The organism is Mycobacterium sp. 1164985.4, assembly GCF_001668575.1.
Taxonomy (GTDB): domain Bacteria; phylum Actinomycetota; class Actinomycetes; order Mycobacteriales; family Mycobacteriaceae; genus Mycobacterium.
The window spans coordinates 7,545-32,961 of record NZ_LZMD01000030.1; the positions used below are offsets into that span (position 1 = coordinate 7,545).

Consider the following 25,417-nt stretch of genomic DNA (forward strand, 5'->3'; position numbering starts at 1 on the left):
CGGTATCTCGCGCCTGCCAAACTCTTCTCCGTGGCGATCAGCCGCGTGGATCCGTTCCGTCGATACGAGCGGTCGCGCAGGATCGGCAGTCATCGCCACCAAGATCCGCTGCAACCGCTCCACCAGTGCCTCGATGTCGGTGATGGTGAAGACGTCCGTGCGGAATTGAACGTGCAGCCCCAGCTCGCGCCCCGGTTGTGCCTGCACCGCAAGCGGATAGTGATAGTAGTCCCGCGCCGCCAAGTCGGTGATGGTCAAGTCATGGCCGCTCGACAACGCTGCACTGTCCACGGGATAGTTCTCATACACGAACACCGTGTCGAAAAGCTTGTCGTGGCCGGTGAGCCGTTGCACTTCGGCCAGCCCGAGGTGCTGATGCTCGTAGGTCTTGTTGTGCATTTTCTGCAGCTGCTCGAGCAGATCGGTTGTGGTGGTTGTCGACGTGAAACGCGCCCGAACCGGCACCGTATTGATCAGAAGTCCTGCAATCGTGTCGGCGCCTGCCAGCTCGGCGGGCCGCCCGGAAACCACAGCGCCCAATGCGACATCTCGGTTACCAGTCACGGAGCTCATCAGCACTGCCCAGGCGGCCTGTAGCACCGTGCTGACCGTCGTCTGGTGCGATCGGGCCAGCTCGCCGAGGGCCTGCGTAGTTTGCTCCGACACCCGGAACTCCGCAATCGTGCGCGGGCCCAGTCCTAATCGGTCTGGGGGCGCCACCAGGGTCGGGTTCGTGAAACCGGCCAAGACCTCAGCCCAGGCCGTACGGGCGGCTTGCAGATCCCGCTCCGCCAGCCAGGTCAGGAACGCGCGATACGGCGCAGGCTCGGGCAATCGCTGCCCGTAGTACCGGGCGATGATCTCCTGCAGCAGGATCGGCATCGACCAGCCGTCGAGCACGATGTGGTGGTTGGTCAGCACCAGCCGGTGCTGCTCTGTACTGATGCGGGCCAACGCCACCCGGAACGGCGGTTCGTTCGCCAGATCGCATACCGCGGTGCGCTCGGCAATGCCTAGGCGCTGCAGCTCCTCGTCGACATCGACCCCGCCCTCGCTGAGGTCGACATAGCGCCACGGCACCACCGGATCAGCCGGGATGAGCTGAACCGGCTCGTCGTATTCAGCACAGAAGAGTGCCACCACGTTCGGATGGCGGGTGACGACGGCGTCCACCGCAGCACGCAACCGAGACGGCTCCAGCGGGCCGCTGATCGTGAGATCCAGTTGCACCGCGTACACGTCGTCGCCGTCGCCCTGCGCGGCGCTCGCGTGGAACAGCAGCCCCTGCTGCAGCGGAGTCAACGGCAACACATCGGCGACCGCATGGCGCCGGCACACCTCGTCGAGCTGAGGCTGGCTCAGTCGGGCGGGCGCGATGTCCGATGGAGTCAACCCGCCGCCGCCGGCCCGCACGTGCGCGCAGATACCCGTAAGTGCCTCGAACCACAACCGGCTAAGCCGCTCGACCTGGGCGGCATCCAGCGCCGACGTCGCCCACGTCCAGTCAGCGTGCAACTGGGGGCCGGTCTCGGTGTCGGCCGTGGCTGCGTTGAGCTCCACGGTGTGCACCAGCGGCAGAGCCAACGCCGTCACCGCGCCCGTCAACGCCAGACCTTCGGGGCTGATCCGCCACGCGTCCCCGGAGGAATCGCCCGCCGCCCCCAGCCGACCTAGATAGTTGAACCCCAGCACCGGGCTCGACCCGGCCAAGTCCACGTTGGGGTTCAGATACCGCAGCAGACCGTAGGTCACCCCGTCGGGGAGGCCACGCAGTTGCTCTTTGGCGTCCTTGACCGCCGCGCCCAGCGCCGCGTCGCCGGAGCTGACCTGGCCCCAGTTCAGCCCGCCCTTAGCCAACCCGACCGGGTAAAGCGCCGTGAACCAGCCCACGGTGCGCGACAGGTCCACCTCGGACGAAAGCTCCTCAGCGCGGCCGTGGCCCTCTACGTCGATGACGATCGGCGAATCACCGCTGCCGGAGAACTCCGCTGCCGCCAAGGCGAACGCGATCAACAGGATTTCGTGGATCCCCGCGTGGAACGCCGTCGGGACCTCCCCCAGCAACATCCGGGTCGTATCGACGTCCAGCGACAGCGACAAGCGTCCGGCCGTCTCGAACGTGTCCAATGCGGGATTCACCGCCGGCAGCGCGGGCGCGGTGGCGGCCACCCGACGCCACGTGTCGGCCTGCGCGACGACTTCCGGACGCTGCGCGTACTCGGCCAGCAGTGTCGACCATCGGGCGAAGGACGTCCCGCCCGACGGCAGCACGATTGGCTGCCCGCTGCGGTGCTGAGTCCAGCCAATGTTTAGGTCTTCCAACAGGATTCGCCAGGACACGCCGTCCACGGCCAGATGGTGGCCAATCAACGCCAACTGTCCGGTCGCACTCGCCCACACCGCAACGAGCATCACTCCCGCTGCCGGGTTCAGCTGCGAACGCGCTTCCACCAACGCGGCCTCGGACAGCACGTCGACGGTTCGCAGGCAATCGTGGGCGTCCACCGTCCCGGGCTCGGGCACAGTGAGCGACCACCCTCCGGCGCCGTCATCGGCGACTTTGAGGCGCAACATCGCATGCCTATCCACCAGAGCCTGCAGCAGTGCAACCACGTCGGATTGGCTGACCCCGGCCGGAGCCTGCACCGCCACGGTCTGGTTGAACTTGTCGATCGGGCCCTGCATACCCTGCAGCCAACGCATGACCGGGGTGGCCACCACGGGCCCGACACCCTCGTCGAGGACGTCATTCGTCCCGTCGGTTACCGCGGCGACCCGCGCCAATCGGGCGATGGTCTGTTCGGCGAAAACGTCACGCGGTCGGCACAACACACCCGCGGCCCGCGCCCGGGCCACCACCTGCATCGACAAGATGCTGTCGCCGCCGAGCTCGAAGAACGACTCGTCGACCCCGACCCGCTCCAGGCCCAGCACCTCGGCGTAGACGCCGGCCAGCACTTCCTCGATCGCATTCGAGGGGCCGCGATATTGATCCGTGCCGGTGTACTCCGGCGCCGGCAGAGCGCGGGTGTCGAGCTTTCCGTTGACGGTCAGCGGCAGGGCGTCGAGCACGACCACCGCTGTCGGCACCATGTAGCCCGGCAACCGGTCCGCCAAGGCGGCACGTATGTCGTTCGGGTCCAGTGCCGCGCCGGGCGCGGCGGTCACATAGCCGACCAGACGCTTGTCGCCGGGGCGGTCCTCGCGGGCGATCACCACCGCCTGGTCGACGCCTTCGCAACCGGCCAGCGCCGCCTGGACCTCACCCAACTCGATCCGGTACCCGCGGACCTTGACCTGCTCGTCCGCACGCCCCCAGTACCGCAGTTGACCGTCGGGGCCCCACGACACCAGATCGCCGGTGCGGTACATGCGTGCCGCGTGCGCTTCGCCGGCGAATGGACATGCCACGAACCGCGTAGCGCTCAACGCGGCCCGACCCAGGTAGCCGCATGCCAGCCCCGCGCCGGCCACATACAGCTCGCCGACCACCCCGGGTGGCACCGGACGCAGCCAGTCGTCCAGCACGAACAACGCGGCGCCCGGAACCGGCGCACCGATCGGCGGCGCACCCGTGCCCGCCGTCAGAGGCGCGCTGAGCATCACCACCATCGTCGTCTCGGTCGGGCCGAAGGCGTTGATCATCACCCGTCCGGGCGCCCACCGATCCACCAACTCCGGCGGGCAGGCCTCACCGGCGACCACCAGCGCCATCCCGTCCAACCCGTGCGGCGACAACACGCCCGCCGCCGACGGGGTCTGGGTGAGCACACTGACCTGCTCGGTGACCAACAAGGCGTGCAAGTCCTCCGACGACCGCGTGACCGAGTCGGGCACCACGACCGTCCGGCCGCCGTGCAGCAGCGGACCCCAGGTCTCCCAGACCGAGGTGTCGAAACCGTAAGAGTGACACTGCGTCCACACCCCTGCCACGGGCAGGTAGGCGCCCAGTCGCTCCAACAGCTGGATGACGTTGTGGTGCGTGGTGGCCACGCCCTTGGGCACACCGGTGGTCCCTGAGGTGTAGATCAGGTAGGCGACGTCATCCGGCGACGGCACCGGAAGCGGGGTATCTGGCTGACCATTTACAGCGGGGTCGGCGATATCGATGATTAACAGCTCATGGCCGGCCAGCCGGTGGGCGAGACCCGCGGTGGTCAATACGGCGATCGGAGAAGCGTCGGCGAGCACGAACGCGATCCGCGCATCCGGGTGCGCCGGGTCGATCGGCACATAGGCCGCCCCTGTCTTGAGCACCCCGACCATCGCCACGACCGCCTCGGCCGAGCGGTTCAGCAGCAACGCCACCCGCTGCCCGGGACCCACCCCGCGAGCAGTCAGGAAGTGCGCCCACCTGTTGGCCGCCTCGTCCAGTTGGCGATACGTCCACGAGCGGCCCTGACAGGTCAGCGCCACGGAGTCCGGCGTACGGGAGACTTGCGCGCCGAACCTCGCCGGAATCGAGACCGCATGCGGAGCGGGCGCGGTCAACGCCTCCCGATTGCCCCACCGCTGCAGCCGGATGTGCTCATCCTCGTCGAGCAGGTCGATCGACGACAGCCGCCGTGCCGGGTCGGCCGTCATTACCACGAGAATGCGCTGCAACCGCTCGACCAACGCCTCGATGGTGGCCGGGTCGAACACGTCGGTGCGGAATTCGACGTGCCCACCGATTCCGCCGGGTTCGCCCGCCTCGGTGAATTGCTCGCCAAGCGAGAACGTCAGGTCCATGCGGGCGGTGTGGGTGTCGGCCGGCATCGGGGTGACCGCTACGTCACCGAGTCGCAGTTCACCGCCGGCGTTGTTCTGCCAGGCCAGCGACACCTGCACCAACGGATGGTGGTTCAGGCTTCGAGTCGGGTTGAGCCGCTCGACGAGCACCTCGAACGGCACGTCCTGATGCTCGAATGCGGCCAGGCTGCGCGCGCGCACCTGCTCCAGCACCTCGGCGACCGTCGGGTCGCCCGCCACGTCCACCCGCAGCACCAGCGTGTTGACGAAGAAACCGACCAGTTCGTCCAATGCCCGGTCCCGCCGTCCGGCGATGGGGAAACCCACTGCCACATCGGAATTCGCGCTGAGCTTGGCTAGCAGCACCGCCAGAGCGGCCTGCAGCACCATGAAGCTGGTAGCGCCGTGCGCACCGGCCAGCGCGGCGATGGCTTGTTGCACCTGCACCGGCCACTGCACGGCGACGTTGGCGCCGCGGAAGTCGGCCACCTGCGGGTAGGGCCGATCAGTGGGAAGCTGCACCCGCTCGGGCATATCGGCCAGCGCCCGCCGCCAGTAGGCGAGCTGTGCAGCGATGCGGCTGTCCGGATCGGCCAGGTCGCCGAGCTGTTCACGCTGCCACAACGCGTAGTCGACATACTGCACAGGAAGCGGCGTCCAGTCGGGCGCGTGTCCTGCGCAACGCGCGGCATACGCCGCGCCCAGATCGCCCACCAGCGGAGCAATCGACCAGCCGTCAGCGGCGATGTGGTGGACGACCGCCACCAGCACATGCTCTTTCGCGCCGAGCTCGAAAAGCGTTGCCCGCAGAGGGATCTCAGCCGACAGGTCGAACGGGCGGCGAGCCACCGCGCCGATGGCCTCCTCCAGTTGACTCTCCGGCCAGCCGGTTGCATCAACGACCTGCCACGCGACCTCGACGTCGTCGACGGGCACCACCCGCTGCTCCGGGATCCCGCCCGGCGCCAAGAACAACGTGCGCAAACTCTCGTGCCGCGTCACCACGTCGATCAGCGCAGCTGCCAACGCTTCAGCGTCCAGGCGGCCGTCCAACTGCAAGGCCACCGCCAAGTTGTAAACCGCTGACGGGCCCTGCAACTGTTCGAGGAGCCACAACCGGTTCTGGGCGAAAGACAACGGCACCACCGTCGGGCGCTCCACCGGAACCAACGGCTCCAGCCCGTCCCCTTCTCCGATGCGCGGCGCCAACTCGGCCACCGTGGGCGTCTCGAACAGGGCACGCACCGACAGCCCGGCATCCAACGACTTGTTGACCGCTGCGACCACCCGCATCGCCGACAACGAGTCGCCGCCCAACTCGAAGAACGAGTCATCGACGCCGACACGTTCCAATCCCAGGACTTGGGCGTAGATGCCGGCCAGAACCTCCTCAGCGAGGCCGGATGGAGCGCGATAACGATCGGCGTCGGTGTAATCGGGTGCCGGCAAGGCGCGTTTGTTGAGCTTGCCGTTGACCGTCAAGGGCAACGCATCGAGGACCACCACAGCGGTCGGCACCATGTAGCCGGGCAGGCGATCGCTCAACGCGGCCCGGATCTCGGCCGGTTCGGCTGTGCCGGTCACATAACCCACCAGCCGGTTGTCACCCGGCCGGTCGTCGCGCACGACCACCGCCGCCTGGTTCACCCCGGCGCAGCCGGCCAATGCAGCCTGGATCTCACCGAGTTCGATGCGGTACCCGCGGATCTTGACCTGATCGTCGGCACGCCCCAGGTACTGCAGCTGCCCATCGCCGCCCCAGCGCACCAAGTCTCCGGTGCGGTACATGCGTTGTCCTGGTGCCTCCGCGTCGGTGAAAGGGCACGCGACGAATCGTGATGCCGTCAGCGGGCTACGGCCCACATAACCGGACGCCACCCCGCGGCCGGCCACGTACAACTCGCCGGCCACCCCCGGCGGCACCGGCCGCAACCACGCGTCGAGCACGAAGAACGCGGCGCTGGGCACCGGCGTGCCGATCGGAACCACACCTGAGCCCGCGCGCAACGGCGCACTGAATGAGGTGTACCAGGTCTCGGTCGGGCCGTAGCCGTTGATCATGACCCGCCCGGGGGCCCACCGATCGACGAGCTCGACCGGGCACGCCTCTCCGGCCACCACCAACGCCACTGAGTCCAGACCCTCATCAGAAAGCGCCGCCGCCGCGGACGGGGTCTGATTCAGCAGGCTGACCTGTTCACGGATCAGCAAGGCGCGGAAGTCATCCGGCGAGCCCACCACGGACTCGGGCACCACGACAAGGCGCCCACCGTGCAGCAGCGCACCGAAGATCTCCCACACCGAGACGTCGAACGCGAACGAATGCCACTGCGACCACACCTGGCCGTTCAGCTTCAGTTCGATGTCCAACGACTCCAGCAGCCCCGTGACGGTCTGGTGGGTGACCGCGACGCCCTTGGGCACGCCGGTGGTCCCGGAGGTGTAGATGATGTACGCGAAGTCGTCCGCGGCAGGGGCGGGCAACTCCGTGCCCGGGTAGCTGTCGATCCGCGGGTCATCGACCTCGACAACCGAGACGTCACGCGCGTCGAGCCGCGACCGGATGCCCGCCGATGTGACGACGGCGACCGGTGCCGCGTCGGCGAGGATCACCGCGATGCGCGTATCCGGATGCGCGGGGTCGATCGGTACATACGCCGCTCCAGTCTTGAGCACTGCGAGCAGCGCCATGATCGCCTCCGCCGAGCGCGGCAGGATCAGCGACACGCACTGTCCGGGACCTGCACCTTGCTCAGTAAGCAAGTGCGCCAATCGGTTCGACGCCTCGTCGAGTTCCCGGTACGTCGTCGAGCGGCCCTCGAAGGTCACCGCCGCCGCGTGCGGTGAACGCGCCACCTGAGCGGCGAACAATGCCGGAATCGACGCCGCAGCAAGCGCTGGCGCCGTCAGCGCCGCGCGTTGACCGATCGCATCCAGGCGGGCGCGCTCGACATCGTCGAGCACATCCACCGACGACAACCGCCGACCCGGATCGCCGGTCATCGCCATCAGCACCCGCTCGAACCGCCGAATCAGAGCCTCGACGCTGGCAGCGTCGAACACATCGGTGCGGAACTCGACCGCCCCACTGATCCCGGCGGCCTCACCGTCGTCGCTCCAACGTTCCGAAATAGCGAACGTCAAATCCATTCGCGCACTGTGCGTTGCGGCCTCCAGAGGCGTGGCCTGCACATCACCCAGCGGCAATTCCGCACCTCGGCCATGCCGTGGCCCGGCGAAGTTCTGCCAGGCCAGCAACACCTGGATCAACGGCTCATGGGCGCGGGAACGGATTGGGTTGAGACGATCGACCAACACCTCGAACGGCACATCCTGGTGCTCGAAGGCGGCCAGGCTACGCGCGCGCACTTGTGCCAGTAATTCCTCGACCGTCGGATCTCCAGACAGATCGACCCGCAACACCAGAGTATTGACGAAGAACCCGATCAGCTCATCCAGCGCTGGGTCGCGCCGTCCGGCAATGGGGAATCCGACAGCCACGTCGGTGGTGGAACTCATCATTGATAGCAAGGCGGAGAGTGCAGCCTGAACCACCATGAAACTGGTCGCGTTATGCTCACTGGCCACCTGGATGACCCGGCGGTGAAGCTCGGCCGGCCAGTCGATGACCACACTGGCCCCACGGTTCGAAGCCACCTCCGGATACGGCCGGTCGGTGGGCAGCTCCAAGCGCTCGGGCAGCCCGGCCAGCGCGTCCTGCCAATAGGCCAGCTGCGCCGCAATCGGGCTGTCGTCGTTGTCGAGATCCCCGAACTGCGCACGCTGCCACAATGTGTAGTCGACATACTGAACCGGCAAGTCCGCCCAGGTGGGGGCTTGCCCCGCGCTGCGGGCGGCGTATGCCGCCCCGAGATCCGCTACCAGTGGCGCGATGGACGAGCCGTCGGCCGCGATGTGGTGCACCACGCCCACCAGCACATGTTCGTCATCGCCAAGACGGAAAAGCACTGCGCGCAAAGGAATTTCGGCGGCCAGATCGAAGGTGTACCGAGCCGCCTCCTCGACGGCCTCGGTCAACCGGCCGTCGGTCCAACCGGTGGCCTCGATGAGTTGCCAGCCGATGGTCGCCTGCTCGGCCGGAACCACCACCTGTTGCGGTACGCCGTCGACCGCTGAGAAGAGCGTGCGTAAGGACTCGTGGCGGCCCACCACGTCGCTCAATGCCGCTCGCAGCGCCTCGGCGTCAAGCCTGCCCTGCAGCCGCAACGCAATCACCATGTTGTAAATGGGTGAAGGACCCTGCAGCTGATCGATGAACCACAACCGATTCTGCGCGTACGACAGCGGAATCACCGCCGGCCGCTCGACGGCGACGACCGGCGCGAGTGAACCTGAACCTGCGCGAACCCGGGACGCCAACTGCTCGACGGCGGGCGCTTCGAACAAGGCGCGAACCGCGACGCTGGCATCTAGCGCTTTGTTGACCGCGGCGATGACCCGCATGGCGGAAAGCGAATCTCCGCCCAGCTCGAAGAACGACTCGTCGACCCCGACCCGCTCGAGCCCCAGCACCTGTGCGTAGATGCCGGCCAGCAGCTCTTCCGTGAGATTGGCCGGCGCACGGAAGTGACCGTCTTTTTGGTACTCGGGTGCCGGGAGGGCCTGCTTGTCAAGTTTTCCGTTGGCGGTCAGCGGCAGGGCGTCGAGCACGACGACCGCGGAGGGCACCATGTAGGACGGCAGCTGTTCGCGCAGTGCGGCACGCACCTCGTCCGGGTTCGCCGAACCGGTGATGTAGCCGACCAGTCGCTTGTCGCCGGGGTGGTCCTCGCGCGCGATCACCGCGGCCTGGCCCACTCCGCTGCACGACGCCAGGGCGGCCTGCACTTCACCGAGCTCGATCCGATACCCGCGAATCTTGACCTGCTCGTCGGCCCGGCCGACGTAGTGCAGCTCACCCTTCGGGCTCCAGGACACCAGGTCCCCGGTGCGGTACAGCCGCGCCCCAGACGCGCTGAATGGGCTGGCGACGAATCGCGTCGCGGTCAAGCCTGCCCGGCCTACATACCCGTAAGCCAGGCCGGCACCCGCCACATACAGCTCCCCGACGACCCCGACCGGCACAGGCCGCAGCCAGCCATCGAGGACGAAAAAGCCGAGATCTGCCAACGGGCCCCCGATGGGGCTGGCGGTCCTGTCGACGTCGGCGGCGACGATCCTCCGGTACGAAGCATGCACGGTGGTCTCGGTGATGCCGTACATGTTGATCAGGAAAGGGATTCCCGGGTGATTGTCCAGCCACGTGTCGAGACGTGGTGGCTGTAGCGCTTCCCCGCCGAACACGACCCGCTGCAGCGCGAGCTCACCACCCGACTCCTGCGTCGGGTTCTCGCCGAAGCCGAGCCAGCGGGTCACCTGGTGTTCCCACGCCGTGGCCACGTCTTGCCAGTTGTGTTGCGCGTCGGCCGTTTGTAGCGCATAGAACGCCGAAGGGGTCTGGCTCAGGACGGTGACCTTCTCGGCGATCAGCAACGAGTACAACTCTTCTGGCGACCGGACCACTTCGTCGGGCACCACCACGAGGCGTCCCCCTCCGAGCAGGGCCCCGAACACCTCCCAGACGGAGAAGTCGAACGCCAGCGAGTGACACTGGGACCACACGCCCCCGGACGGCACTTGGGCGTCCAAGGTTTGCAGCAGCCGGGTCACGTTGCGATGCGCGACCGCGACACCCTTGGGCGTTCCGGTAGTGCCGGAGGTATAGATGAGGTAGGCGATGTCGTCGGCGGCCGGCAGCGGGAGCGCGGTGTCGGGTTGACTCCCCAAAGCGGGGTCGTCGACGTCGACGACCAATAGGTGGTGTCCGTCGAGGCGCGCACGAAGATCCGCCGTGGTGATCACCGCCGTGGGCGCGGCATCGCCGATGACGAAACGGATACGGGCGTCGGGATGCGCTGAGTCCAATGGCACATAAGCCGCCCCGGTCTTGAGGACCGCAACGATCGCCACGATCGCGTCGACCGACCGCGGCAACATCAAAGCGACCCGTTGACCCGGTCCCGCTCCGTGGCCGGCCAGCAGATGCGCCAGCCGGTTGGACGCCTGATCAACCTCTAGATAGCTCAGCGAGCGACCGTCGCCGCTGATCGCCACTGACGACGGTGACCGCTGCACCTGCACGGCAAAGGATTCCGGAATCGACTCCGACTCGGACGCGGGCTGGGTCAGCGCCGCCTGGTTACCCCACTCCTCGAGCCGCGCGTGCTCCGCCTCGTCGAGCACGTCGAGGCACGACAACCGCGCCGCGGAATCCGCGGTCAGGGCCAGCAACATGCGCCGCAGCCGCTCGATCAGGAGCTCGACGCTGGCTGCGTCGAACACGTCGGTGCGGAATTCGACGTCTCCGCCGAGCCCGGCCGGTTTACCCGCCTCAGTCCAGCGCTCGCCGAGATGGAATGCGAGGTCTGTGCGGGCGGTGTGGGTGTCGAGGCTCGTCGGCGTGATCTGTACATCACCGAGGGACAGCCCGGCGGAGGCGTTCTGCTGTCCGGGCATGGTCTGCCAGGCCAGCAGCACCTGCACGAGCGGGTGATGGGCAAGGCTCCGGGTGGGCTTGAGCCGCTCGACGAGCATCTCGAAGGGCACGTCCTGGTGCTCGTAGGCGGCCAAGCTGCGTGCCCGCACCTGAGCCAACAGCTCAGAGACACTCGGGTCGCCGCCCAAGTCGGCCCTCAACACCAGGGTATTGACGAAGAAGCCGACCAGCTCGTCCAGCACGGGATCGCGCCGGCCGGCGATCGAGAAGCCGACTGCCACGTCATGACTGCTGCTGAGCTTCGAGAGCAGCGCCACCAGTGCGGCCTGAACCACCATGAAACTGGTCGCGTTGTGTTCACGGGCCACCCGAGCCACCCGTTGCTGCAGTTCCGGCGACCAGTCGACCAGCACTCGAGCGCCGCTGTAATCGGCAACCGCCGGATAAGGCCTGTCGGTGGGTAGCACCAGCCGGTCGGGCATCCCGGTCAGGGCTTGCTCCCAATAGCTGAGCTGGGCGGTGATGCGGCTGTGCGGATCGGCCAGATCACCCAGCTGCGCGCGCTGCCACAACGTGAAGTCGATGTACTGCGCCGCCAATGGCGCCAAGTCGGGGGCCTGGCCCACACATCGGCTGGCGTAAGCCGCCCGCAGATCCCTCAGCAGCGGGCCGATTGACACGCCATCTGCCGCGATGTGGTGCACCGCGGCAACAAGTACGTGTTCTTCATCGCCGACACGAAGAACACGTGCTCGCACGGGGATCTCGGCGGCGAGGTCGAACGTGTGACGCGCCGTCTCACTGATCGCTTCGTGCAGCCGGTCCGGCGACCAGCCCGCCGCATCCACGATTTGCCAGCCGAAGTCAACCTTCTCGACGGGAACCACCACCTGCTGGGGCACACCGGCAGGCGCCGGGAAAATCGTGCGCAGACTTTCGTGGCGCTCCAGTACATCGGCCAGCGCCGCACCGAGAGCAGCAACGTCGAGCTTGCCGTGCAGACGCAGCGAATGCGCCATGTTGTAGACCGGCGACGGCCCCTGCAACTGGTCCAGGAACCACAACCTGCTCTGGGCGAACGAAAGCGGCACTATGTCGGGCCGTTCACCCGCCACCAGCGGTTCCAGGCCACCCTCATCGGCTCCGATCTGGTTCGCCAACTCTGCCACTGTGCGCGCCTCGAACAGAGTGCGCACCGCGAGCTGGGCATCCATGCTGGCGTTGACGGCGGCCACCAGGCGCATTGCCGACAGGGAGTCTCCGCCCAGATCGAAGAACGAGTCATCAACCCCGACGCGCTCCACTCCGAGGACTTGGGCGTAGATCCCGGCGAGGATCTCCTCGGTGAGGTTCGCCGGGGCACGGTAGCGGTTCGTGTCGCTGAATTCGGGTGCCGGCAAGGCGCGGGTGTCGAGTTTGCCGTTGACCGTGAGCGGTAGCGCGTCCAGCACGACGACCGCTGTGGGCACCATGTAAGCCGGCAGCCGCTCGGCCAGCGTGGCCCGAAGCTCGGCCGACTCGACCGAGCCGGTGACATAGCCGATGAGACGCTTGTCGCCGGGGCGGTCCTTGCGGGCGATGACCGCCGCCTGCTCGACGCCTTCAATCGCCGCCAACGATGCCTGTACCTCGCCGAGCTCGATGCGGTAACCGCGGATCTTGACCTGCTCATCAGCGCGGCCCAGATAGTCCAACTGCCCATCGGCGCGCCAGCTCACCAGGTCCCCGGTGCGATACATCCGCGCACCTGGCGCCCCGAACGGGCACGCGACAAACCGCGACGCCGTCAGCCCCAGCCGACGCACGTAACCGGTCGCCACGCCTTCACCGGCCACGTACAACTCTCCGACCACACCCTCCGGCACGGGGCGCAACCAGTTGTCCAGCACGAACAGCGCTGCTCCGGCCACCGGCGAGCCGATCGGCACTGCGTGCGCCCCTGGACTGAGCGGCGCGCTGATCGCCACACACATCGTGGTCTCGGTGGGGCCGTAGGCGTTGACCATGCGACGCCGCGGCGCCCAGCGGTCCACCACCTCGGTCGAGCAGGCCTCACCCACGACGACCAACGCCATTGAGTCCAACTTCTCCGGTGAGAGCACGCTGACCGCAGACGGGGTCTCGGTCAGCACGCTGACATGCTCGGTGGCCAGCACCTCTTGGAAGTTCTCCGGCGAGCGCGTCACCTCTTCGGGCACCACCACCAGGCGGCCACCGCGCAGCAATGCCCCGAAGATCTCCCACACCGAGACGTCGAAGGCCAGAGTGTGGCATTGCGCCCACACGCCGACGGCCGGCAGCGCGGCTGCCGATGACGCCAGCAGCTGGGTCACGTTGCGGTGGGTAACGGCTACGCCCTTGGGGGTGCCGGTGGTTCCGGACGTGTAGATCACGTAGGCGAGGTCGTCGGGCCTCGGCAACCGAGGTGCGGTGCCGGGCTGGTCGTTGACGGCGGGGTCGTCGACGTCGATGACCGTTACTGCGTGGCCGTCGAGTCGGTCGGCCAAACCGGCGGTCGTGACAACGGCCAGCGGCGCCGCATCAGAAATAATGAAGCCGATGCGGGCCTCGGGCAGCGAGGGGTCGATCGGCAGATAGGCTGCACCGGTTTTGAGCACTGCCAGGATCGCGACCACTGCCTCGGCGGACCGGTTGAACAACACCGCGACGCACTGGCCTGGACCGGCCCCTGCACCCGCAAGTAGCTGCGCCAGCCGGTTTGCTGCCAGCTCGAGCTCCCGGTAGGTCCACGAACGCTCGCCGAATACCAGCGCCACCGCATCCGGCGTCTGCGCCTCCCACGCCGCGAACAGCTCGACGATGGACGACCCCCGCGCGGGGGCGCGGGTTAGCACCGCTCGGTTACCGAACTCGTCAAGGCGGGCGTGCTCATCGGAATCGAGCACGTCGACCGACGAGAGCGGCCGCCGCGGGTCGGCGGTCATAGCCACCAGGAGCCGCTCCAGCCGGTTGATGAGAGCCTGAATGCCTTGCGCGTCGAACACACCGGTGTCGTATTCGACGCGAAGACCGATCTCGTCGCCCGGGTTGGCTTGCACAGTCAGCGGATAGTGGTTGTACTCGCGGCTCGAGAACTCTGGGATGGTCAGCTCGTGGTCGGCTTCCAATGCGGCGGTGTCGACCGGATAGTTCTCGTAGACGAACATGCTGTCGAACAACTGGTCGTGACCGGTGACCCGGTGAATCTCGTTGAGCGCGAGATGCTGGTGTTCAAGCGTGCGGTTGTACGCGTCCTGCAGCTGTTCGACCAAGTCTGCGGTGGTGGTCGCCGACGTGATGTTCGCCCGCACCGGCAATGTGTTGATCAGCAGGCCCACCATCGAGTCCGCACCGACCACCTCATCCGGGCGTCCCGAGACCGCGGTACCGAACGCGACGTCATGCTGACCGGTCAACGCACTCAGCAGCTGCGCGAAAGCGCCCTGCAGCACGGTGCTGACCGTGGTGTGGAGCTTGCGCGCCAAGTCGCCGACGGCCCGCGTGGTACGGGCTGACACCCGGAATGACGCGACGCTTCGCTTGCCTCGCGCCAGCTGATCGGGCGGGCCCACCATGGTGGGGGTCTCAAAGCCGGCGAACACCTCACCCCAGGCCGCCCGTGCGGCCTGGTAGTCCCGACGGACGAGCCAGCTGATGAAGTCGCGGTAAGGTGCCGCCGCGGGCAGTGGCTGACCGTAGTAGCTGGCGAAGACCTCTCGCAGCAGGATCGGTAGCGACCAGCCGTCGACGACGATGTGATGGAACGTCAGCACAAACCGATACCGGTCCTCGGCGGTGCGGAGCAGAGCCCCTTGGAAGGCCGACTGGTGGGCGAGGTCGCAGACCGCGGCGCGTTCGGCGGCGCACACCACCTGAAGCTGTTCGGCGATATCCGCGTCGGAGCCACTCAGCTCGAGATACCGCCACGGCAGCTGCGGGTCTGCCGGAATGATCTGAACGGGCTCGTCGAACTGCGCACAGAACCGCGCTGAGAGGTTCGGATGCCGGTTCGCCACCGTTTGCACCGCATCGTGCAGCCTCTCGCGATCGAGGGGCCCGGCAATGGTGATCTCCAGTTGCACCGCATAGACGTCCTCGGTGACCTGCGCGCCCTGGGAATGGAAGAGCAGCCCTTGCTGCAAAGGGCTCAGCGGCAGGATGTCTGCGATCGCATGCTGGCTGCCCAGGTCGTCAAGCTGCTGCTGGGTCAGGCGGGCCGGTACGATATCGGACGGCGTCAGCCCGCCGCCGCCGGCGCTGACGTGCGCGCAGATGCCGGCCAGCGCCTCGAACCACAGTCGACTCAGTCGGCTGACCTGGACCTCGTCGAGCGCCGAGGTCGCCCACGTCCAGTTGGCGTGCAACTGCGGGCCGGCCCCGGAATCGACGGTGGCGGCGTTCAGTTCGAGCGTGTGCATCAAGGGCATCGGGATGTCAGCGGCCGCGGCGATCGCTGACAAGCCGTCCTGGCTCATCCGCCATGTACCGTCGGCAGTCTCCGCGCCCGAAGCGCCCATCCGGCCCAGATAGTTGAAGCCAATGGTGGGGTCTGAGTCCGCCAGCTCGACTTCGGCGTTCAGATACCGCAAGACGCCGTAGGTTAGCCCGTCCGGCACTGCCCGAAGCTGCTCTTTGGCGGTCTTGATCGCCGCCCCCAGCGGTGCCTCACCGGCGGTCACCTGCGCCCAGTCCAGACCGCTGACCGTCAGCGCTACCGGGTATTTCGTCGTGAACCATCCCACCGTGCGAGACAGGTCGACGTCGGCGGCGATCTCCTCATGCCGCCCGTGGCCCTCCACGTCGATAGCGATCGGGTGGCCGTCAGCGGCGAAGAACTCGGCCAGCGCCAGGCCAAACGCGATCAACAGGATGTCGTTCACGCCCGCATGGAATGCCGTCGGCACTTCCCCGAGCAGCATGCGAGTGGTCGGCTCGTCCAGCGACATCGAAATGCGCCCCGCCGTCGCGAACGTGTCGATCGCCGGCTTCACCGCCGGTAACACCGCAGCGGCGGCCGCCACCTGCCGCCACGTCTGCGCCTGCTGCACGACATCCGGGTCGTGCGCGTACTCCGCCAGCAGCGAGGCCCACCGGGCGAACGACGTCCCCCCGGCCGGCAACTGCGCCGGCTTACCATCGCGATGCTGAGCCCAAGCCATGTTGAGGTCTTCCAGCAGGACTCGCCAGGACACCCCGTCGACGGCCAGGTGATGTGCGACGAGCACCAGCTGGGAAGTCGAAGTCACCCACAAGGCGCTGAGCATGACGCCCGCGGCCGGGTCCAATCGTGAGCGCGCCTCGACCAGAGCTTCCTCGGATAATGAGTCGACGGTGCGCAGGAATGAGGCGGCATCGACTGACGCCAGCTCCGGCACGTTGAGTGACCAGTTGCCGGCTCCGTCGTCGTCGACGCTCAGCCGCAGCATGGCGTGCCGGTCCAGGAGCGCCTGCAACAGCGCTACCACGTCGGCCTCGGTCACTTCCGCCGGGGCTTGAGCCACCACCGTCTGGTTGAACTCGTCGACTGGACCGTCGACACCGGCCAACCAATGGATGATCGGCGTCGCAGTAATCTGGCCCAAGCCCTCGTCGACGACCTCGTCATCGCCGGTGGTGGCGCGGGCCACCCTGGCCAGCCGGGCCACAGTCTGTTCGACGAAGATGTCGCGCGGGCGGCACTTCAAGCCCGCTGCGCGTGCTCGGGCAGCGACCTGCATCGACAGGATGCTGTCTCCGCCGAGCTCGAAGAAGGACTCGTCGATCCCGACCCGCTCCACTCCGAGGATTTCGGCGTAAATGTCGGCCAGCACTTCCTCAACCGCGTCAGTGGGCGCGCGGTAAGTGTCGCTCCCTTGGTATTCCGGTGCGGGCAGGGCGCGTTTGTCGAGTTTGCCGTTGACCGTCAACGGCAGCGTTTCGAGCACCACTACCGCCGTCGGCACCATGTAGGCGGGCAGACGCTGAGCAAGAGCGTTGCGGAGCTCGGCCGAATCGCCCGTCCCGGTGACATAACCGACCAGACGTTTGTCGCCGGGGCGGTCCTCGCGCACAATGACCGCCGCCTGCTCCACGCCGTCCAACGTGGCTAAGGCAGCCTGGATCTCCCCGAGTTCGATGCGATAGCCGCGGATCTTGACCTGCTCATCGATGCGGCCCAGATATTGCAACTGCCCGTCGTCACCCCAACGCACCAAATCCCCGGTGCGATACATGCGTTGCCCGGGCGCACCGGACCCGACGAATGGGCAAGCCACGAACCGCGACGCGGTCAGCCCGGCCCGGCGCAGGTAACCGCACGCCACGCCGCGACCGGCGACATACAACTCGCCGACCTCACCGCGCGGCACCGGCCGCAACCAGCCGTCGAGTACGAATAGCGCCGCACCCGGCACCGGCAGGCCGATCGGCACGACACCCGATCCAGCCTGGAGGGGCGCGCTGATCGTCGCGTACACGGTGGTCTCCGTGGGGCCGTACCCGTTGATCATCACCCGATCGGGCGCCCACTGATCCACCACCGCGGGAGGACACGCCTCCCCGGCCGCCATCAGCGCGACCGACTCCAACCCCTGCGGTGACAGCGCCGCCACCGCGGACGGGGTCTGACTCAGCACGCTGACCCGCTCGGTCACAAGCAGCGCCTGGAAGTCTTCCGGCGAGCGGGCCACGTCCTCGGGCACCACCACCAGTCGGCCGCCGTGCAGCAACGCTCCCCATATCTCCCACACCGAGAAGTCGAAGACCAGAGAAGAAGTCTGTGTCCAGACCTGCTCAGGGGCCATCTGCACCCCGACATCCATTCCGTCGAAGAGCCGGGTGACGTTGGAATGGGTGACGGCCACACCCTTCGGCGTGCCGGTGGTGCCGGAGGTGTAAATGATGTGGGCGAGGTCGTCGGCAGCCGGCACCGGCAGTGCGGTGCCGGGGCAGGTCTCGATGCTGGGATCGTCGACGTCGACGACCCGTAGCGCGTGTGCAGTCAGTCGGTCGGCGAACTCGGTGGTGGTCACACCAGCGACCGGCGCGGCGTCTTGGATCATAAACCCGATCCGGGCCGCCGGCAGTTTCGGATCGATCGGAAGATAAGCCGCCCCAGCCTTGAGTACCGCCAGGATGGCCACGATCGCCTCAGCCGACCGGTTGAAAAGGAGTGCCACACAATGTCCCGGGCCGGCGTGGTGAGCGGCCAACAGATGCGCCAACCGGTTCGATGCCTCATCCAACTCCCGGTAGCTGATCGAGCGGCCCTTATAAGTCAGCGCCACCGCATCCGGCGCCAGTGCTACCTGAGCGGCGAACAGCGCCGGGATCGAGGCCGCAGTCGCAGGCTGCTTCAACACCGCGGTGCGACCGATCTGGTCCAGCCAAGCGTGCTCTTGGGCATCCAGCAGGTCGATCGTCGACAACCGCCGCGTCGGGTCGGCGCTCATCGCAGCCAACAGGCGCTCGAACCGCTCGATCAGCGCGTCGATGGTCTCTGCATCGAACACATCGATGCCGAACTCGACCCGGAGACCTAATTCGTCACCCGGCTGGGCGACAACAGCAAGCGGGTAGTGGTTGTATTCACGGGTGGCGACCTCAGTGATCGCCAATCCGTTCACCTCCGACAGCGCGGCGGTGTCGAGGGGGTAGTTCTCGTAGACGAAGAGGGTGTCGAACAGTCTGTCCTGACCGCTGAGGCGGTGTATTTCATTGAGCGCGAGGTGCTGGTGCTCGAGCGTGCGGTTGTGGGCGTTCTGCAGCTGGTCGAGCAGTTCTGTGGTGGTAGTCCATGGCGTGATGTTCGCCCGCACCGGCACCGTGTTGATCAACAACCCGACGATCGATTCCGCGCCGAGCACCTCATCTGGCCGCCCTGATACCGCGGTACCGAAGACGACGTCGTTCCGGGCCGTCAACGAGATCAAGACCTGCGCCCAGGCGGCCTGCAACACGGTGCTGACAGTGGTGTGACGGGAACGCGCCAACCCGGTCAGCGCCTCCGTAAGCTGCTTGGAAAGGCGATGCGTAACAACACCTCGACCATTTGTGCCCGACCGATTCGGCGGTCCTACCAAGGTCGGGGCGTCGAGTCCGGCCAATACCTCTCTCCAGGCGGCGCGGGCGGCGTCGCGATCGCGACTCGCAAGCCAGGTGACGAACCTGCGATACGGTGCGGGCGCCGGCAGCCGCTGGCCGTGGTAGCTGGCGAAGATTTCCCGGAGCACGATGGGCAGCGACCAGCCATCCATCACGATGTGGTGATTAGTCAGCACGAACCGGTGTTCGTTTTCTCTGGTGCGGATCAGGGCCACCCGAAACGCGGGCTCCTCAGCCAGGTCGTAGACCGCGGCGCGTTCTGCAACGCATACCCGCTGAACCTGCTCCTCGACATTGACGTCGTTTTCACTCAGGTCGATGTACCGCCAGGGCGCGACGGGATCCGCTGGAATGATCTGCACCGGGTCGCCGAACTGCTCGGAGAATCTGGCCGCCAGGTTCGGGTGACGGTTGACTACCGTCTGCGTTGCATTGCGCAACCGGTCAGCGTCGAGCACACCCGTGACGGTGATATCCAGCTGAACCGCATAAACCTCGTCACCGGCCTCCGGCGCCGTGCCGGCATGAAAAAGTAGACCGTGCTGCAGTGGCGTCAGCGGCAGTACATCAGCGATCCGCATATTGCCGCTGAAGCTCCTCAATTTGCTGTTGGGTGAGACCGACGGCGATATCGGATGGGGTCAACCCACCGCCACCGCTTCTGACATGTTCGCAGATTCCGGCGAGGGCCTCAAACCACAACTGGCTCAACCGATTGACCTGCGCGGCATTGAGCGCCGAGGGCGCCCATGTCCAATCGGCATGCAGTTGCGGGCCAGCATCGGTATCCACCGTCGCGGCGTTGAGTTCCACCGTATGCATCAGCGGCATCGGGATATCCGCAGCCGCACCGGTCAAGAACAGCCCGTCCTGACTGACGCGCCACACCTCAGCCGACTCATGACCCGCGGAAGCACCGACCCGCCCGAGATAATTGAACCCGATCGAGGGATCAGCTCCGTCGAGTTCTACATCGGGGTTGAGATAGCGCAGCAGACCATAAGTCAACCCGTCCGGCAGTGCGCGCAGCTGCTCCTTGCCCTCCTTGACGACCGCACCCAGTCCAGCCGCTCCTGCGCTCACCTGCCCCCAGTCCAGCCCCCCAACGCACAACGCGACCGGGTACTTGGTCGTGAACCAACCGACCGTGCGCGAGAGGTCCACTCCGTCGATCAATTCTTCGGCGCGTCCGTGACCCTCGACATCCACAGCGATTGGTGCGCCACCCGTACCCAGGAACTCCGTGGCCGCCAAGGCAAACGCAATCAACAAGATGTCATGGACGCCGGTATGGAATGCCGTTGGTACTTCCCCCAACAACATACGGGTGGTCTCGATATCCAACTCCACCGACAATCTGCCCGCCATCGCAAACGTGTCCAGCGCGGGTTGCACGGCTGGCAACTCTGACGGAACCGCCTCCACCTCATGCCAAGCCTGAGCAAGGTCCGCCACGTCGCGATCCTGCGCGTGCTCAGCCAGCAATGCCGACCATCGCGCGAACGATGTCCCGCCCCTCGGCAACACGATTGGCCGCCCGCTGCGGCGCTGCGCCCAAGCAGTGTTGAGATCCTCCAGGAGGATCCGCCACGACACCCCGTCAACAGCGAGGTGGTGGGCGACCAACGCCAGCTGTCCGGTCGTGTCGTCCCACAGCGCACTGAGCATCGCCCCAGTCGCGGGGTTCAGCCGCGACCGCGCTTTCACGAACGCCTCCTCGGACAGCGCGTCGACTGTCTGAAGGCATGCACCCGCGTCGACCGATCCGGGCTCGGGCACCGTTAGCGACCAGCCCTTGGCACCATCGGCGTCCACCCGCAAGCGCAACATCGCATGGCGATCCAGCAACGCCTGCAAGAGCGCCACTACATCGGCCTCGTTAACCCCGGCCGGGGCTTGAGCCACTACCATCTGGTTGAACTGATCAACCGGGCCCTCGACGCTGGCCAACCATCGCATGATCGGAGTAGGCACTACGGGCCCGACACCGTCGTCGATCACGTCAGCGGCATCATCGGCCACCGTTGCCACCTGGGCCAATCGGGCCACGGTCTGCTCGACAAAGACATCCCTCGGCCGGCACACCACACCGGCTGCACGTGCGCGGGCCACCACCTGCATTGACAAGATACTGTCGCCGCCGAGCTCGAAGAACGACTCATCAACGCCGACCCGCTCTAACCCAAGAACATCGGCATACACAGCGGCCAAGATCTCTTCGGTGAGGGATGCCGGGGCGTGGTGAGCGCCATCCCCCTGTCGGTATTCGGGTGCGGGGAGGGCGCGCGTGTCGAGTTTGCCGTTGACCGTCAACGGCAACGCATCGAGTGCCACTACCGCGGCCGGAACCATATAACTCGGCAACCGCTCGCCGAGCTGCGCGCGGAGGCCGGCCGTATCGACGGTGCCGGTCACATAACCGACGAGGCGTTTGTCGCCGGCACGGTCCTCGCGGACGATCACCACTGCCTGCGCTACCCCTTCGAGGGCACCCAGCGCCGCCTGGATCTCCCCGAGTTCGATCCGATAGCCGCGAATCTTGACCTGCTGATCAGCCCGCCCCACATATCGCAGCTGTCCATCAGAGCCCCATGACACCAGATCCCCGGTCCGATACATCCGCGCCCCCGGCGCTCCGAACGGGCACGCCAAAAAGCGCGACCCGGTCAACCCCGCTCGGCCCACATACCCGTATCCCGTCCCGGCACCAGCCACATACAGCTCACCGACCACTCCGACCGGCACCGGAAGCATCCACTTGTCCAGCACGAAGAAGCTCAAATGGGGCAACGGCACCCCGACCGGACTGACATGGCCGTCCATATCGGCATCGATGATCTCGCGGAACGAAGCATGCACCGTGGTCTCGGTCGTGCCGTACAGATTCAACAACCGCGGTGATCCCGGATGCCTGTGTCGCCATGGCCGAAGGCGCTGCGGATCCAAGGCTTCGCCGGCGAACAACACAGCCTGCAACGCCAACTGGCCACCCCGCCCTCCGGCCAGCCCATCAGCGGTCTGCAACGCATAAAACGCAGACGGCGTCTGACTGAGCACACCGACCTGCTCCTCGACGAGCAAGGCGTGAAAATCCTCCGGCGAGCGCGCCACCGACTCGGGCACCACCACGAGTCGCCCGCCATACAACAGAGCGCCCCACATCTCACACACCGAGACATCGAAGGCCAACGAATGCCACTGCGACCACACCCGGCCCGCCAGCTCCATCTCGGACTCCAGCGCCGCCAACAACTCAGTGACATTGCGGTGACTAATGGCCACTCCCTTGGGCACACCCGTGGTACCCGAGGTGTAAATCAAGTACGCGACATCGTCTGGCGACGGCACAGGCAGAGCCGTGCCGGTCCAGTCACCCGTCGCGAGATTATCGACCTCCACGACCAGCAGCTCATGCCCACCCAGTCGCGACCGGAACCCCGCCGTAGTCACCGCCGCCACCGGCGCCGCATCGGCAAGCATGAAGCCAATCCGCGGATCCGGATGCCCTGGATCGATCGGCACATAGGCCGCTCCGGTCTTGAGCACGCCCAACACCGCCACGATCGCCTCCATGGACCGCGCCACCAACAACGCCACTCGCTGCCCGGGGCCAACCCCATGCGCCGTCAACACATGCGCCACCCGGTCAGAAGCCTCATCAAGCTCGCGATAGGTCAGTGACCGATCCCCACACGTGACCGCAACCGCGCCTGGCACGCGCGCTACCTGCTCAGCAAACAATCCAGGAATCGAGGTCCCGCACCACGATACCGACCCAGACATCACCGCCCGGTTACCCCAGACCTCCAACTGAGCCAGCTCTTCAGCATCAAGCACATCAATCGACGACAACCGCCGCAACGGATCAGCGCAGAGCGCCACTACCACCCGGCCTAACCGCTCAACCACCGTCTCGATGCTGGCCGCGTCGAACACATCGGTTCGGAATTCGACTTCGCCACCAATTCCGGCAGGCTCACCAGCTTCTGTCCAACGCTCAGCGAGGGAGAATGTCAAATCCATACGGGCGGTACGCGTGTCGGCCGGCATTGGCGTAACCCGGATATCGCCAAGACTCAATTCACCTGCAGCAGTGTTCTGCCATGCGAACAAGACCTGCACGAGCGGATGATGATTCAGGCTGCGGGTCGGGTTGAGCCGCTCGACCAACACTTCGAAAGGCACATCCTGATGCTCGAAGGCAGCCAGGCTCCGCTGGCGCACCTGCCCCAGAAGTTCGGCGACAGTCGGATCCCCTGCCAAGTCAGCGCGCAGCACCAGGGTGTTGACGAAGAACCCGACTAATTCCTCCAGCGCCTGATCACGGCGCCCGGCGATCGGAAAACCGACCGCCACATCGGTATTGGTGCTGAGTTTGGCCAACAACACCGCCAGAGCGGCCTGCATCACCATGAAACTGGTGGTGCCGTGCTCACCTGCAAGTCGGGCGACCTGAATTTGCATTTGAGCCGGCCACTCCACCGGCACCTTTGCCCCGTGATAATCGGCCACCGGCGGATACGGCCGGTCGGTGGGCAACGTCAGCCGTTCGGGCAGATCGGCCAACGCATCCTGCCAGTAAGCCAGTTGGGCGGCAATACGGCTATCGGGGTCATCGAGATCACCGAGTTGGGAACGCTGCCACAACGTGTAATCGACATACTGCACCGGCAACGGTGCCCACCCAGGCGCCTGATCCGCACACCGTGCGGCATAGGCCATTCCCAAATCAGCTACCAGTGGTGCGATCGACCAGCCATCAGCGGCGATATGGTGTATAACCGCCACCAGTACATGCTCATCCTCGCCCAAACGGAAAAGCGTTGCCCGCAGCGGGATCTCAGCAGCCAAATCGAATGGACGACGCGCCACCGCGCCGACGGCCTCCTCCAATCGGTCTTCAAGCCAGCCGGTCGCGTCAACGATCTGCCACCCCGCGGCGGCCCGCTCTACCGGCAACACCAGCTGCTCGGGAACTCCGTCCGCGGCCGGGAACAGCGTACGCAGCGATTCATGGCGGCCCACCACATCAACAACGGCCATGCCCAACGACTCGGTATCCAGGCGCCCACTCAGCCGCAGCGCCACCGCCAAGTTGTAGACCGCAGAGGGTCCCTGCAACTGATCTACGAACCACAAACGGTGTTGGGCGAACGACAACGGCACCACTGTCGGACGCTCCATGGGCACGAGCGGCTCAAGTCCTCGCCCTTCAGCGATACGTGGCGCCAACTGAGTCACCGTGGGCGCCTCGAATACCGTGCGGACTGCGAGATCGGCACTCAGGCTCGCATTCACCGAAGTGACCAGACGCATCGCCGACAAGGAATCCCCGCCGAGCTCGAAGAACGACTCGTCGACTCCGACCCGCTCCAACCCGAGGACCTGGGCGTAGATGCCGGCCAGGATCTCCTCGACCGCACTTTCGGGCGCGCGATACCGATCCCCGTCGGTGTATTCGGGTGCCGGCAGGGCACGGGTGTCGATCTTGCCGTTGACCGTCAACGGCAACGCGTCTAGTGCGACAACCGCGGTCGGCACCATATAGCCCGGCAACCGCTCACCCAATTGCGCACGCGCGGCGGCCGGATCGGCCGTTCCGGTGACATAGCCAACCAGGCGCTTGTCGCCGGGGCGGTCCTCGCGGGCGATCACCACCGCGTGCTTCACCCCGTCAAGGGCGTTCAGCGCCGCTTGCACCTCACCGAGTTCGATGCGATACCCGCGGATCTTGACCTGCTCATCAGCCCTGCCCACATAGCGCAACTGCCCATCAGCACCCCACGACACCAGATCCCCGGTGCGATACATCCGTTGTCCCGGCCCGCCGAACGGACACGCCACAAACCGCGACGACGACAACCCCGCCCGGCCCACATAACCCTCAGCAAGCCCAGCGCCGGCGACATACAACTCACCAACCACCCCGGCCGGCACCGCCCGCAACCAGGTGTCGAGCACGAAAAAGCCCAGATGCGCCAACGGCACCCCGATCGGAGACACCGCGGTCTGCGCATCGGCAGCCACGATCTCCCGCAACGAGGCATGCACCGTGGTCTCGGTGATGCCATACATATTCAACAGCCGCGGCAACCCCGGATGACGACC

At 66.4% G+C, this 25,417-nt stretch carries 1 pseudogene; it reads right to left on the reverse strand.

Annotation, left to right across the window (positions count from 1 at the left end):
- Positions 1-36: 36 nt before the first annotated feature.
- Positions 37-25,417: pseudogene (locus A5650_RS03745) on the reverse strand (non-ribosomal peptide synthase/polyketide synthase); the annotation flags it as partial.